The organism is Microbacterium hydrocarbonoxydans (assembly GCF_900105205.1).
GTDB lineage: Bacteria > Actinomycetota > Actinomycetes > Actinomycetales > Microbacteriaceae > Microbacterium > Microbacterium hydrocarbonoxydans.
Map to the genome: position 1 here is coordinate 2,751,287 of NZ_FNSQ01000005.1, position 14,118 is coordinate 2,765,404.

The 14,118-nt window shown below is 69.1% G+C and carries 14 protein-coding genes; 11 read left to right on the plus strand and 3 right to left on the minus strand.

From position 1 onward, the window contains the following. Positions 1-97: 97 nt before the first annotated feature. Positions 98-2,077 carry a primary-amine oxidase gene (locus BLW44_RS13605; protein WP_060927311.1) on the plus strand — a complete coding sequence of 660 codons (1,980 nt, stop codon included), beginning with the start codon at positions 98-100 and terminating at the stop codon, positions 2,075-2,077. 79 nt (positions 2,078-2,156) lie between these two features. Here the strand turns inward: BLW44_RS13605 and murQ are convergent, their stop codons facing one another. Together murQ and BLW44_RS13615 are read right to left on the minus strand one after the other, a co-directional pair. Beyond that, complete coding sequence (gene murQ / locus BLW44_RS13610; RefSeq protein WP_060927310.1) at positions 2,157-3,092, minus strand: N-acetylmuramic acid 6-phosphate etherase; 936 nt, start codon at positions 3,090-3,092, stop codon at positions 2,157-2,159. Further along, positions 3,082-4,065 carry an N-acetylglucosamine kinase gene (locus BLW44_RS13615; protein ID WP_074731836.1) on the minus strand — a complete coding sequence of 328 codons (984 nt, stop codon included), beginning with the start codon at positions 4,063-4,065 and terminating at the stop codon, positions 3,082-3,084. Before BLW44_RS13615 ends, murQ begins: the two co-directional genes overlap by 11 nt. 100 nt (positions 4,066-4,165) lie before the next feature. Here BLW44_RS13615 and BLW44_RS13620 point away from each other — a divergent pair, with 100 nt between their 5' ends. Further along, on the plus strand, positions 4,166-5,020 hold the full coding sequence (locus BLW44_RS13620) for a MurR/RpiR family transcriptional regulator (RefSeq protein ID WP_060928657.1): 855 nt from the start codon (positions 4,166-4,168) through the stop codon (positions 5,018-5,020). A gap of 18 nt (positions 5,021-5,038) precedes the next feature. Here BLW44_RS13620 and BLW44_RS13625 read toward each other — a convergent pair whose 3' ends face one another. Continuing rightward, entirely contained in the window at positions 5,039-6,145 is a 1,107-nt protein-coding gene (locus BLW44_RS13625; RefSeq protein WP_060928656.1) for a DUF998 domain-containing protein, read from the minus strand. A 113-nt stretch (positions 6,146-6,258) separates the two neighbouring features. On the opposite strand from BLW44_RS13625, the gene BLW44_RS13630 reads away from it, so the two are divergent. The 9 genes from BLW44_RS13630 to BLW44_RS13665 all read left to right on the plus strand — a co-directional run bounded on the left by BLW44_RS13630 (position 6,259) and on the right by BLW44_RS13665 (position 14,043). Next, positions 6,259-7,215 (plus strand): AraC-like ligand-binding domain-containing protein, encoded by a 957-nt coding sequence (locus tag BLW44_RS13630; RefSeq protein ID WP_060928655.1) that lies wholly within the window; start codon positions 6,259-6,261, stop codon positions 7,213-7,215. Positions 7,216-7,385: 170 nt separating this feature from the next. Next, positions 7,386-8,177: a MoaF C-terminal domain-containing protein gene (locus BLW44_RS13635; protein WP_060928654.1), complete on the plus strand. Its 792-nt coding sequence runs from the start codon at positions 7,386-7,388 to the stop codon at positions 8,175-8,177. Positions 8,178-8,206: 29 nt separating this feature from the next. Beyond that, positions 8,207-8,608 (plus strand): nuclear transport factor 2 family protein, encoded by a 402-nt coding sequence (locus BLW44_RS13640; RefSeq protein ID WP_060928653.1) that lies wholly within the window; start codon positions 8,207-8,209, stop codon positions 8,606-8,608. Between the two features lie 53 nt (positions 8,609-8,661). Then, the gene (locus BLW44_RS13645) at positions 8,662-9,831 is read left to right on the plus strand and encodes an ABC transporter substrate-binding protein (RefSeq protein WP_060928652.1); all 1,170 of its coding nucleotides are present in this window, start codon (positions 8,662-8,664) and stop codon (positions 9,829-9,831) included. A gap of 136 nt (positions 9,832-9,967) precedes the next feature. After that, positions 9,968-10,828 carry a branched-chain amino acid ABC transporter permease gene (locus tag BLW44_RS13650; RefSeq protein ID WP_060928651.1) on the plus strand — a complete coding sequence of 287 codons (861 nt, stop codon included), beginning with the start codon at positions 9,968-9,970 and terminating at the stop codon, positions 10,826-10,828. Next, on the plus strand, positions 10,815-11,213 hold the full coding sequence (locus tag BLW44_RS18280) for a hypothetical protein (protein ID WP_254775131.1): 399 nt from the start codon (positions 10,815-10,817) through the stop codon (positions 11,211-11,213). The genes BLW44_RS13650 and BLW44_RS18280 overlap by 14 nt, the downstream gene beginning before the upstream one ends. Next, positions 11,156-12,586, plus strand: coding sequence for an ATP-binding cassette domain-containing protein (locus BLW44_RS13655; protein ID WP_254775137.1), 1,431 nt, complete (start codon positions 11,156-11,158; stop codon positions 12,584-12,586). The genes BLW44_RS18280 and BLW44_RS13655 overlap by 58 nt, the downstream gene beginning before the upstream one ends. Next, a complete protein-coding gene (locus BLW44_RS13660) occupies positions 12,583-13,275 on the plus strand; it encodes an ABC transporter ATP-binding protein (protein WP_060928649.1) in 693 nt (230 codons plus the stop codon). Before BLW44_RS13655 ends, BLW44_RS13660 begins: the two co-directional genes overlap by 4 nt. 117 nt (positions 13,276-13,392) lie before the next feature. Then, positions 13,393-14,043, plus strand: coding sequence for an HAD-IA family hydrolase (locus tag BLW44_RS13665; RefSeq protein ID WP_060928648.1), 651 nt, complete (start codon positions 13,393-13,395; stop codon positions 14,041-14,043). Positions 14,044-14,118 lie beyond the last annotated feature (75 nt).

Here is a 14,118-nt window from a genome sequence, read left to right on the forward strand (position 1 = left end):
CACCGCATCCGGACGTGCTCTTGCGCGCTTCGTACTGCCGTCGTACCATCGACCCATCCGTTTATTGAGCGATCGCTCGAAAAAGTGAGGTACGACGATGTCCCACCCCCAGCCCGTCACGATCGATCGGATCGCCACCCCGCATCCGCTCGACCCCCTCACCGGCGCCGAGATCGCCGCGGCCCGTGCCGTGCTCGAGGCGGCAGGGCTCCTCGGCGAGACCGTCCGCGTGCCGATGCTGCTGCCTGACGAGCCGACCAAGCAGGAGCTCGCGGCCTGGACCCCCGGCTCCCCGATCGACCGCCGGGTCGATGCCACGCTGCTCGACATCACGACGGGTGTGGCGAGCGAGGTCGTCGTCTCGATCACGCGCGCGGAGGTCCTGCGCACCGAGCGCGTGCCCACCGACGCGCCGCCCTACGGCCAGCCTCAGTATCTCTTCGAGGAGTACGAGCGCGCCGAGGCGATCGCCAAGGCATCGCCCGAATGGCAGGCGGCCATGCGGCGTCGCGGTCTCGAGGAGCACATGGCGCTCGCCTTCTGCGGCCCCCTCGCCCCCGGGTACACCGGCCGGGCCGACGAGGTGGGGCGCCGCGTCATCCGCTCGCTGACCTTCCTCAAGTACAGCGAGGACGACTCGCCCTGGGCCCACCCCGTCGAGGGACTCGTCGTGCACATCGACCTCACGACGAACAGCGTGATCCGCATCGACGATGAGGGCGATGTGCCCGTCCCCGCCGGCCACGGCAACTACTACCCCGAGTCACAGGGCGCGGCACGCACGTCGCTGAAGCCGATCGAGATCACCCAGCCGCAGGGTCCGAGCTTCGACGTCACCGGCTCGCTCGTCGAGTGGGAGAACTGGTCGATGCGGGTCGGCTTCAACGCCAGAGAGGGACTCGTGCTGCACGACGTCGCCTTCGACGGCCGGTCGGTGCTGAGCAGGGCCAGTGTGCCCGAGATGGTCGTCCCCTACGGCGACACGGCACCTGGACGCTTCTGGATCAGCTACTTCGATGCCGGCGAGTACCTGCTCGGCAAGAACGCCAACCACCTCGAGCTCGGATGCGACTGCCTCGGCGTCATCCGCTACCTCGACGGCTACGTGGCCGACGACCACGGCCACCCGGTGCGCATCCCGAACGTGATCTGCATGCACGAGGAGGACTACGGCATCCTCTGGAAGCACACCGACCTCGCTGGACGCTCGGACGTCCGCCGCTCCCGCCGCTTCGTGATCTCGTACTTCTCGACGATCGGCAACTACGACTACGGCTTCTACTGGCACTTCTACCTCGACGGCTCGATCGAGGTCGTCGCGAAGGCCACCGGCATCGTGTTCGCCGGCGCCGGGGAGCCGGGCGTGCGCCAGAAGCATGCCACCGAGCTCGCGCCGGGCGTCTTCGCCCCGGTGCACCAGCATCTGTTCTGCGCGCGGCTCGACGTGGCGATCGACGGCGAGCAGAACCGCCTGTTCGAGATCGACGCGCAGCGCATCCCCATGGGACCGGAGAACCCCTTCGGCAATGCCTTCACGTGGTCCGAGACCCAGCTCGCCTCCGAGCACTCCGCACAGCGCGACGCGGATTCATCCGTGGCGCGCACCTGGGAGGTGCAGAGCACCACTCGCACCAACCGCGTGGGACGCCCGACCGCGTACCACCTGGTCCCCGAGCCGACCGCGTTGCTCATGGCCGACCCCGCCTCGTCCGTCGCCGCACGCGCGGCCTTCGCGACCAAGCACCTGTGGGCGACCCGACACGAGCAGGGGCAGATCTGGCCGGCCGGCCGGTATCCGAATGCGCATCAGGGCGGTGCGGGCCTGCCGGAGTACTCCGCCGCAGACCGATCGCTCGACGGCGAGGACATCGTGCTGTGGCACACCTTCGGCCTCACTCACATCCCGCGACCGGAGGACTGGCCGATCATGCCAGTCGACTACGCCGGGTTCTGGTTCAAGCCGTACGGCTTCCTCGACCAGAACCCCGCGATGGACGTCCCCGAGTCCTCTCAGGCGCACGTCTCCGCGGATGCCGGATGCTGCGGCGGCGGGGAGTCGTGCCGCTGCGACCACTGAACGTCCGGATCGGCCTCGATGGTCGGCGCGTCCGCGTCATCCCGCATCCCGTGGCGGAAGCAGGCGGCGAACGTGCCTCTCACGACAGGCTCGCGATCGCGACGCGCAGGATGCCGTCTGCATCCTGCAGCGCGACGGCGGCGGCGTCCGCCGTCGCGCCCGTCGACAGCATCAGCACCGCGAGCTTGACCGAGCCGCCCGCGGCATCCAGTGTCGCCGCGGCCTCGTCGACGCCTGCCCCGGTGAGTTCGGTCACCGTGCGGATCGACCGGGCCCGCAGCTTCTCGTTCGTCGCGAGCAGGTCGACCATGACCCCGTGATGGGTCTTGCCGAGCTTGATCATCGACAGCGTGGTGAGCATGTTGACGACCAGCTTCTGGGCTGTCCCCGACTTCAACCTGGTCGACCCCGAGATGAACTCCGGCCCCGTGACGACCTCGATCGCGATGTCCGCGACCCGGCCGATCTCCGACCCCGTATTCGAGGCGATGGCCACGGTCAGGGCGCCGACCGAGCGGGCGAACTCGAGTCCGCCGACGACGTAGGGCGTGCGCCCGGACGCCGATATCCCGACCACCGTGTCACCCTCGCCGACCTCCAGCTCCCGCAGCGACGCCGCGGCGGCATCCCCGTCGTCCTCGGCGTTCTCGACCGCGGAGCGGATCGCCGTCTCGCCTCCGGCGATGAGACCGACGATCATCGAAGGGTCGGTGCCGAACGTCGGCGGGCACTCGCTCGCATCCAGGACACCGATCCGGCCCGCCGTGCCCGCGCCGAGGTAGATCAGCCGGCCTCCCTCGCGCAGCCGTGGGGTGATGCCGTCGACCGCATCGGCGATCTCCGCGCTGCGCTCAGCGACCGCCTCGGGCACCAGGCGATCCTCGGCGTTCATCCGGCGCACCAGCTCCGCGGTGTCGAGCAGGTCGAGGTCGCCCCGCTCGGTGGCCGAGGCCTCGGTGCCCAGAGTGGAGAGGACATCGAGGAGCGTGGTCAGTCTGTCGTTCTCATTCGGCACGGTGGACGAACCTTTCATGGGGAAGATCACGGCGCTCGGCGAGCAGGAGAGCGCCGTCGAGGGCATCGCCGGAGGGCATGAGCACGGCGCGTCCGGCGGCGCGCAGGGCGCTCTCCAGGCCAGAGCGGAACCAGGCGTGCTGCGTCAGACCGCCGTGCAGTGCGACCGCGGGCGCATCAGGGACGGGCGCATCAGGTGTGCGTACAGGTGCGGCCGCATCAGGCGCCGCCGCGACGGCGGACGCGGTGAGCAGCCGGATGCTCTCGGCAGCGATCTCGCCGGCGACCGGGTCGCCCGCCTCGGCCGCATCGAGCACGATCGGCGCGAGAGTCGCGAGTCGACGTGGGAGCGAGCCGTCCTGCGCGAGCCAGCCGGGTACCGCCGAGGTCTCGCCCACGACGCCGCGGACCTTCCCGCTGAGTGCGGTGTCGGATCCCAGGCCCGCCGAGGCGCGCAGGACCGCCCGCAGCGCCTCGCGTCCGAGCCACGACCCGCTGCCGAAGTCGCCGACCTCCGGCCCCCATCCGTCGACGAGCCGGGTGCCGGCCGAGTCATCTCTGATGCCGAGGGCCGCGGCGCCCGTGCCGGCGATGAGCAGCACGCCGCCGATGCCGCCGAGTGCTCCGGCGTGCGCCGATACGACGTCGGAGGTCACCGCCGCAGGCACCCGCAGCAGCGCGGCGAGACGTTCGGCGAGTTCGGATGCCGCGGTCGGCGCCGCCCACGCCCCCGCGGCGCCCACCATGATGCCGCCGATGCCACCGCCCGTGAGGTTCTCCACCAGCGGGAGGATCGCATCGAGCGCGGCCTGCACGCCCCCGGCTGCGGCCAGCCCGGGAGCACCGACGCCGTCGTAGAGCGGCCGGCGATCGCGGCGGAGTCCGTGCTCCGGCCCGCCACCCAGCTCCGCGATCACCGCACGGCAGCGCGACTTGCCGAGATCGACGGCGACAAGAGCCGGTGCAGAAAGCATGGAAATAGTCTACGCAATCGGATTGGAGCGTGAAAGAATTATCCAGACCACCGGTCGACGTGACACCCGACGCCCCATCCGGACACGACGCGAGAGAGCCATGAGCATCCAGACGACGATCGCTTCTGCCGCCGAGACGCTGCCGCCGTCGCTCGCCCGCATCGCCCGCACGATCACGAACGACCCGTCCATCGTCGTCGACAGCACGATCACCGAGATCGCCGCCGCCTGCGCCACGTCGGTCGCCTCCGTGGTCCGCTTCTGCCGTGCGGTCGGCGTCGGGGGCTATGCGGCACTTCGCATGGCGCTGGCGACGGAGCTCGGCCGCGAGTCCGCGCAGTTCCCCGCATCCGCCGGTTTCGGAGCCGAGATCTCCGCGGCAGACACCCTCCGCGAGGCCACCGCCAAGGTCGCGTCCCTGGAGCTTCTGGCGATCGAGGAGACGATCGCGAATCTCGACTACGACGCACTGTCCGCCGCCGTGGATGCGATCGACTCCGCCGACCGCATCCTCCTCTTCGGAATCGGCGCGAGCGGGCTGGTGGCGGCCGATCTCGGGCGCAAGCTGCTGCGCATCGGGCATGCCGCCATCGTGCTGTCGGATGCGCACGAGGCGAGCGCTGCCGCCTCACTCGGCGCCAGGAAGACCGTGGCGATCGGGATCTCGCACTCCGGAACGACCCGCGAGACGCTGCACTTCGTCCAGACCGCTCGGGCAGCGGCCGCGACGACGGTCGGGATCACCGGAGCGCGCTCCTCGACCCTCGCCTCCGACGTCGATCAGGTTCTGATCGCGCACGCTCGCGAGCCCCGACTGCGCGCCGGAGCGATGGTCAGCAGGATCGCTCAGCTCGCCGTGGTGGATTGCCTGTTCGTGGGGGTCGCTCAGCGCCGTCATGCCCATTCGATCCACGCTCTCCAACGCACGGCCGACGCGACAGCGCCGCTGCGGTGACGATCCGCCAGCCGCTCGTCAGCGCCCTGTCGATGCGTGGCGACGGGCGGGATCGACGGACCCCGCCGTGCGCAGGAACACGATGATCCAGCTGAAGATCAGCACGGCGACGATCAGCTCGACGGCCGTCAGGTTGTAGTACCCCACCGCGAAGAACGCGGCCAGAAGGACGATCACCAGCACGTACGCCCATCCGAACGCGACGAACACGCGGGGCATCGCGCGCAGGAACCACGGCAGGCCCACCACGACGACGCCGAACACGACCGTCATCCCGGTGGCCACGGTGTTGTGGAGCAGGAAGAACTCGTCGACCGGGAAGAGCCCGACGCAGGCGAGAAAGATCCCCAACAGGATCAGTCCACCGCGCACGATGAATCGACCGCGGCGATCGACCGGGTCATCGACAGGCAGCCCGGCCGTGGCGTATCGGGCGATGGTCGTCACGAGCACGCCGGCGATGATCAGCGTGACGTTGAAGGCGACCGAGGCGCTGTTCGTGCTCATCCCGAGGGCCGAGAGGTTGTCGCGCCACCAGTGCACGTCGCTGGATGCGAGCATCGCTGCGAAGGCCCCGACGACGAGGAACACGGCCAGCACGAGCGACAGCACCAGCGGGCTGAGGGCGATCGCACTGAGGAAGGTCACGTACGCGGTCAGAGCGAATGCCACTGCCACGAGGACCGCGCCTGGGAAGGCGAACACGGGAGCATCGGTGAAGCTGCGCTCCAGCAGCTCGGCGATCCCCAGCCAGCCCAGGTAGGCGATCGCCGCATGGGCGAAGGCGATGGCCGCCAGGTCGTACCAGCGCAGGCGATCCCCGGGAACGCTGAAACCGTCGCGGACGCCGTCAGGCCCGACGTGGGCGGGCCGGGACACGAGCCGTCCGATCACGAAGGCGAGCACTGCAGTGCCGCCGCCACCGTAGGCCGCGAAGGCGCCGATCGATCCTGCACCGCTGATCGCCATCTCCCGCCCCCAGAAGGAGGGCAGCCCGATGAGGAAGCCGAGCAGCAGAAAGGCGGCTCCGACGAGGAGTGCCGTGGCTTCGAAGACCGAATCGGCTGTCTCGGGTCCGCGCAGCTGTCGCAGCACCCTCAGGATCTTCTCTCGCAGCTCTCGCATGGCCGACCTCCGTGCACATCATAGAAGCCGCACCGTTCCGGGCAGCGCGGTGATAACATCGCGGAACGGATCGTATACAACGTCGTCGTTCCCACCACCCGAGGTGATCAGTCATGAACGGTGCACCTGCTGCCCCTGCCGAATCGGTATCCACGCTCGTCGCGCGCAACATCAGCGAGTTCCGCGCCGCCGTGTCGGAGTCCTTCGTGCCCTTGCAGGTGTCGACGGCAGGTCCCGACCATTTCCGCGGCGTGATCCGCGGCGCCTCGGTCGACGAGGTGCATGTGAACGAGGTGCGGGCGACGTCGCACATCGTCGAACGCACCCCGGAGCTGATCGCGCGCAGCGATCGCTCGTTCTTCAAGCTCAGCCTGATGCTCGCTGGCACCGGTCTGCTGATCCAGGATGACCGCGAAGCCGTGCTCCAGCCCGGGGATCTGGCCGTGTACGACACCGACCGTCCGTACTCGCTCGTCTTCGACGACGACTTCCGCACCATGGTCGTGATGTTCCCGAAGCACCTGATCAGCCTCCCGTCCGACATGGTCGGACAGCTCACCGCCGTGCGGATCTCGGGCCAGGGCGGACTCGGCGGCATGGTCGTCCCGTACCTCACGCAGTTGGCAGGCAACCTCGACCAGCTCGCCGGCACCACGGGGGCGCGACTCGCGCACAGCGCCCTCGACCTGGTCACGACGGTCTTCACCCGCGAGCTCGGCCTCGACGAGGTCTCCGCCGATCCGCATCGCGCGCTGGTGCAGCGCATCCGCTCGTACATCGACCGCAACCTCGCGTCGACCGACCTCGGCCCCGCCTCGATCGCCTCGGCGCATTTCATCTCGACCCGCCATCTGCACGGACTCTTCCAGGAGCAGGGCGTGACGGTGTCGACCTGGATCCGCACGCGGCGCCTCGAGCAGTGCCGACGCGACCTCCTCGATCCGATGCTGGCCGACCGTCCGGTCGCCGCGGTCGCGGCCCGCTGGGGCTTCGTCGACGCCGCGCACTTCAGCCGGGCGTTCAAGTCCGCCTTCGGCATCTCCCCCAGCGAATACCGCTCCGCGCACTGACCCGCGCACCACCGGCTTGCCCCGCAGGGCACGCCGGTTGACTGTCGGCGCGCGATGGGGCCGCAGCGCTTGAGCCGACGGTGCGGCGCGACCGAGCATGAGGCAAGCACACCGCGAGGACGCGGTGCCCGGAGCGACGCAGCTCCGCCGCATGCGATGTCAGGACCCTCATGACTCCTCCCGCCTCGACAGATCCCGCCCTCGACGAATGGCGCACCTACGACGAGTTCGCCGCCGGAATCGACACGTATCGACTCCCGAACGCCTCCCTGTCGGGAACGGCGCTGACGCTCTCCCTCGACGACGGCTCGACACTCGCGCTGACCTTCGATGCGGTCGCCGTCACGTGGTCCGGATTCGGCACCACCGGAACCGACCCGTATGACGCGGTGGCCGTCCGCGAGGACGTCGTGTTCGTGAACATCCCGCTGGAGAGCCGTGAGCGCGAGGCGATCACGGTCGTGTACTCGACCTCGACGCATCGCGCCACCGTCGTGCGGTCGCGCATCGCGGCGGAGGCGACCGAGGGCACTCCTCAGGTGGGCCAGGAGTTCTGGGCGGCCACGACCGACGCGGGCGAGCCGACCGGCGAAGTGCCGGGGCCGAGCCGCGACCTCATCGGCAAGCGCAACGTCTACCGGTACAGCCCGGAGCACCTGTACGAGCACGTCTACGTCTCGAGCACCCGCTACGCCTGGCAGTGCCTGGAAGGCGTGCAGCGCGGACACGGCGACATGGACCTCTCGACGGTCTGGAAGTTCGCCGACGGCCTGTACCTCTTCTGCTTCCGTGAGTTCCGCATCGCCGTCGCGAGCGTCTGGCTGCACGACCTCGGCTACCAGCTGATGACCACGGGGATCTTCCTCGGTCTCAACGGCGACGGCGACGCCGAGCACTCCCGCGGCGGTGGCCACATCTACCCGCTCGGCTCGGTCGACTACCCCGACGCCCAGCCCGTCTGACCCGCCGCGACCACGGGGACGAGGAGACCATGACCGACACCACGACCAACGCCGAGATCATCGCCCAGCACTACGCAGCCAACGACCGAGGCGATCTCGACGGGATGCTGGCACCGTTCGCCGACGACGTGCGGTGGACCGAGGCCGCAGGCTTCCCCTACGCCGGCACCTACATCGGCCCCGACGCCGTGGCCGCGAACGTCTTCGCGCGCATCCAGGAGGACTGGGACGACTACACCGTCGCGATCGACGAGATCGTCGACGGCGGCGACGTCGTGGTCGGGATCGGGACCTACTCGGGGACCAACCGACGGACCGGACGGTTCTTCGCCGCCAGGGTCGCGCATGTGTGGAGGCTCGCGGACGGCAAGGTCGTCGCCTTCGAGCAGTTCACCGACACCGAGCTCGTCAACCGCGCGCTGCGCGACTGACGACGACCGCACTGCACCACACGCACCATCTGAACTCGAGAGGCAGGAATCACATGAACAAGCGAGTATCCGGCACCGCGGCGCTCATCGCCGTGGCGGCCCTCACCCTGGCCGGCTGTGCCGGCGGAGACGGCGGCGCAGGGGGCGAAGGCGCCCCCATCGTGGTCGGCTCCGTCAACACCATCAGCGGCCCGGCGACCTTCCCCGAGGCCTCGCAGGCCGCCGCCGCCGTCTTCGACGCCTTCAACGAGGCCGGAGGGTTGGACGGCCGCACGATCGAGTACAAGACGCTCGACGACAAGGGCGACCCTGCGACCGCCACGGCATCCGCCCGCGAACTGGTCGGCAGCGACGAGGCCGTCGCGCTCGTCGGCTCGGCCAGCCTCATCGAGTGCGAGATCAACGCGAAGTACTACGAGCAGGAGGACATCCTGTCGATGCCCGGCATCGGCGTCGATACGGGATGCTTCGCGAGCGACAACATCTCGCCGGCGAACGTCGGTCCGTTCAACGACATGACGCTGACGCTGCAGTACGGCTCCGAGGTGCTCGGACTCGATGACATCTGCATCCTGCTGGAGATCGCCGGCTCGACGCGCCCGACCTACCAGGCCGCGATCGACAAGTGGACCGAGATCACCGGCAAGGAGCCGAAGTACGTCGACGACACCGTGCCGTACGGCGCATCCGACTACACGCCCTACATCGTCAAGGCCCGCGAGCAGGGTTGCAAGGCTCTGGCGATCAACCCGGTCGAGCCCGATGCGATCGGACAGGTCAAGGCCGCCAACGCGCAGGGGTGGGATGACGTCACCTGGCTCTACCTGACCAGTGTCTACAGCGAGAACTTCGCGGATGCGATCGACGATGCCGGCGCCGGGATCTACGTCCCCGCCGAGTTCTACCCGTTCACCGACGACAACGAGATCAACGCGGACTGGCGCGAGCTCATGGAGGAGAACGACATCCCGCTGACCTCGTTCAGCCAGGGCGGCTACCTCGCGGCGAAGTACTTCATCGAGGTCCTCGAGGGCATGGACGGCGACATCACCCGTGAGACCGTCACGGAGGCGCTGCGCGGCATGGAGCCGATCGAGAACCCCATGGTCGGCACGCCCTACGCCTTCGGCACGCAGAACACGGCGGGCTGGCCGATCATCCTCGAGTCCGGCACGAACGCCTGGGAGAAGGTCGCCGAGGACTGGCTCCGCATCGGCGAGTAGCCGCTCCGCAGCCCACCTCAACCCACCACACGCCTGCCGCCGAGCGCATTCTCGGCGGCAGGTCCTCCCCCGCAGCTCCGCGAGCTGCTCCCCGGTCCCTCGGTCCGGGTCCCCCTCAGATCAGAAAGGACGCCTCATGCTGCAAGGCGCCATCGCCGGTCTCGCCGCCGGCGGTCTCTACGCGGTCCTCGGCGTGTGCCTCACCCTGATGTCGCGCCTCGTACGGGTCGTCAACTTCGCCCAGGCCGCGACCGGGATGTTCGGTGCCTTCAGCGCCGTGTGGTTCGTGCGCGAAATGGGTCTTCCGATCTGGTTCGGGTCGGTGCTCGGAGTGCTCGTCGCCGGTGTGCTCTCGGCCGCGATCGGGTGGATCGCGGCCACCTGGCTCTCCGAGGCCTCGACGACGACCAGGTCGGCCATGACGGTGGGGCCGCTTCTGCTCCTGATCTCGCTGTCGTTCATCCTGTTCGGCAACAAGCCGCAGCCGTTCACGCCGATCATCGCCGGGCCCGCGTTCTCGTTCGGCGGTGTCGTGATCAGTCAGGTGACGGTCGCGACGGTGGTCATGGCGATCATCACGGCGGTCGTGGTGCGGATCGTGCTGCGCCGCACGAAGGTCGGCACGCAGCTGCGCGCCCTCTCCGAGCGGCCGACCACCGCCGAGCTGCTCGGCATCCGCTCGCGTCCGCTGTCCATCGCCGTCTGGTTCGTCACCGGCGTGATCAGCGCGCTCGCGATCATCATTGTGGCGCCGTCGCAGTCGAACGACGCGACCAGCCTCGCGATGCTCATCGTGCCCGCGGCGGCTGCAGCCCTGCTCGGTGGCTTCCGTCGCCTCGACCTCGCGGTCGTGGGCGGCATCGTCCTCGGTGTGCTCGGCGGTCTCGTCGCGCAGATCGACGAAGTCGCGCTCGTGCGCAACTTCCTCCCGTTCCTGTTCATCGTCGTCCTGCTCCTGTGGACGCAGCGCAAGGAGGTGTGGGATGCCGCTCGCTGACCGTCCCTGGTTCCGTCTGTCCTGGCCATTCGCCGTCGCCGCCGCGGGAATCGGGGTCGGTGCCGTCCTGAGCGCCGCCCTCCCCGGATACTTCGTCTTCCTCGCGATCAGCGCGGTCATCGCCTCGATCGCGATCCTGGGGCTGGGCATCGTCACCGGCTCCGCCGGGATGATCGCCCTGTGCCAACTCACCTTCGCTGCCGTCGGCGCGTGGATCGTGTCGCTGCTCAACGTGATGCAGGCACCAGGAGGGTTCGTCGTGTGGCTGATCCTCGGGGCATCGCGGCAGGGTTCGTCGGCATCCTCGTCGGGCTTCCCGCCCTGCGCCTGCGCGGCGTCAACCTCGCCGTCGTCACGCTGGGTTTCGCCGCGGCGGCCGATGTGACGCTCGTCCAGATCCAGTTCCCCGGATCGTCGGACGGGACCGCCGTCGAGCGCCCTGGACTCTTCTCCAACGACCGTGAGTTCTTCTTCCTCTCGATCGTCGTGCTCGCCGCGTGCGGTCTGTGCGTCTTCTTCCTGCAGCGCGGGCGAGTCGGGTCGAGCTGGAAGGCCGTCGCCTTCTCCGAGCGCGGAACCGCAGCGGCAGGGCAGAGCGTCCAGACGGCGAAGCTGACGGCCTTCGCGGTCTCCGCCGCCCTCGGCGGCATCGCCGGTGGACTGCTCGCCGGCCAGGTGCAGCTGCCGTTCGCGTCGAGCTTCACGCCGCTGCAGTCCCTCGCGCTGTACGTGCTGGCTATCATGTCGGGCGCGCACCTCATCGACATGGCGATCCTCGGCGGCATCCTCTGGGTGCTGGTTCCGGAGCTGCTGAAGCGCTGGGGTGTGCCGCAGGATTGGGCGTTCGTGGTGTTCGGAGTGCTCGGGGTGCAGGCGCTGACCAGTGGGACGAACCTCGGCCAGAGCATCCGCAACCTGATCTGGAAGCGCGCCGACCGCAGGACCGCGACGGCGAAGCTCTCGGCGCTCCCCCCGGATGCCGATGCACAGGCCGCAGCCATCACGACGACGACCACCGCGACCGTCGACGAACGCGCTCTCGACGGCGCCCCCGTGCTCACGGTGGAAGGGCTGACCGTGCAGTTCGGTGCCCTGAAGGCTCTCGACGACGTGTCGTTCCAGGTGCCGGCCGCGTCGATCATGGGCCTGATCGGCCCCAACGGTGCCGGCAAGTCGACGTTCGTCGATGCGATCAGCGGTTTCCTCCCGAAGCACGGCGGTCGTGTGCTGCTGGGAGATCGTGACCTCGGCGGCCTGTCGCCGACGCGTCGGGCGCGGCTCGGACTGCGCCGGACGTTCCAGCAGGACAGGGTCCCCCCGGCTCTCACGGTCGGCGCGTACGTGCGCTTCGTCGCGAGAAGACGGCTGGCCACCGCCGACATCGACGAGGTGCTGGACTTCTTCGGATGCCCTCCCGCGCGGTCGCGTCTGTCGAGCGTGGATGTCGGCACCCGCAGGCTGGTCGAAGTGGCGGCGAACGTGATCGCTCGGCCTCGACTGCTGATCCTCGATGAGCCCGCCGCCGGGCTCTCGCACGACGAGCATCTGGCCCTCGCGGCCCGGCTGCGTGAACTGCCCGAGCGGTATGGCATCGCCCTCATCATCATCGAGCACGATCTCGACCTGGTGCGCTCGGTCTGCCCCACGCTCACCGTGCTCGATTTCGGTCGTGTGCTGGCGTCGGGCCCGCAGGCGGAGGTGCTCGCCGATCCGGATGTGGTGAAGGCATACATGGGAGAGACGGAGCTGCTGAAGTGAGCGAACTCGTACTGGACGGCGTAACCGTCAGCCGCGGTGCCGGACCGGTGATCTCGGATGTGTCGCTGACCGTCACCGGAGGTGAGGTGCTTGCCCTGGTCGGCCCGAACGGCGCGGGGAAGACGAGCCTGATCGAGTCGGTGTCGGGGGTGACGCCGCACTCTGCGGGATCGCTGCTGCTCGACGGCGAGCCGATCGACAAGCTGTCGCGGGTGTCGCGGGCGCGGAGGGGAATCGTGCACATCGAGCAGGGTCGGGCGGTGTTCCCCTCCCTCACGGTGCGGGAGAACATCTCGCTGACGGCTCGCACTCCCGCTGATCTCGACGCCGCGGTCGGGCAGTTCCCCGAACTGGAGAAGCGGATGGACTCGCCGACCGCGCTGCTGTCGGGCGGTGAGCAGCAGATGGTCGTGCTGGCACGGGCGTTCGCTGCGAAGCCCCGCATCCTGCTCATCGACGAGATGTCCCTCGGACTCGCGCCGGTCGTCTTCATGCGGCTGATGCCGATCGTGAAGTCGATCGCGGAGTCGGGAGTGGGTGTGCTGCTCGTCGAGCAGTTCACGCAGCTGGCCCTGAGTCTCGCGCGGAATGCCGTGGTGGTGGCGGGCGGGCAGGTGTCGTTCCACGGCACGGCGGAGGCGCTGAAGGCGGATCCGCAGCTGCTGCACCGCGCGTACCTCGGGGGCTGAACGGTGAGCGTCCGTTGTCTCGGCGGTGCGGGGCGGTCCAGGAGCGCGGACCGGTCCGGCGGTGCGGGGCGGTCCAGGAGCGCGGACCGGTCCAGGAGCGCGCAGTAGCCTGAGGGGATGACCGAGACCATCTCCGCCCGCGCCGTCCTGCTCGATATGGACGGTACCCTCGTCGATTCGACCGCCGTCGTGGAGCGGTTGTGGTTGGCGTGGGCCGAGCCGCACGGGATCGCGCCGGAGACGGTGTTGAGCGTGGTTCACGGTCGCCAGGGACATCAGAGCATGGCGATCATGCTCCCCGACCGCGATCATCGGATCAACCTCGAGGAGAACGCGGTCATGCTGGCGAACGAGAGCAAGGATGTCGACGGTGTCGTCGCCATCGCCGGCGCCGACGCGCTCCTGGCTGCGCTGCTTCCTTTCCCGCATGCGATCGTGACGTCCGCGGATGTGACCTTGATGAATGCCCGCATGGGGCAGGCGGGTCTGACCGTGCCGTCGCTGACGGTCACCGCTGAGAGTGTCTCGGCATCGAAGCCCGATCCCGAAGGCTTCCTCCTCGGCGCGGAGCTGCTGGGTGTCGACCCCGCCGATTGCGTCGTGTTCGAAGATTCCGGCGCGGGAATCCAGGCCGCCCACGCTGCGGGCATGCGCGTCATCGGAGTGGGGTCGCACGCCACCTCGCACCAGCCGACATTCCATGTGGATGACCTCACTCAGATCGCCGTCGTGCCGACAGCGGATGGGTTCGAGCTCACGATTCGGTGAGGCCGCGGGAGCGATTGCTTTCGGATCGTCGGTAGCGCGGGTTCGGCGGTGCCGTGTGGTGGGGTGCTGCCCGGC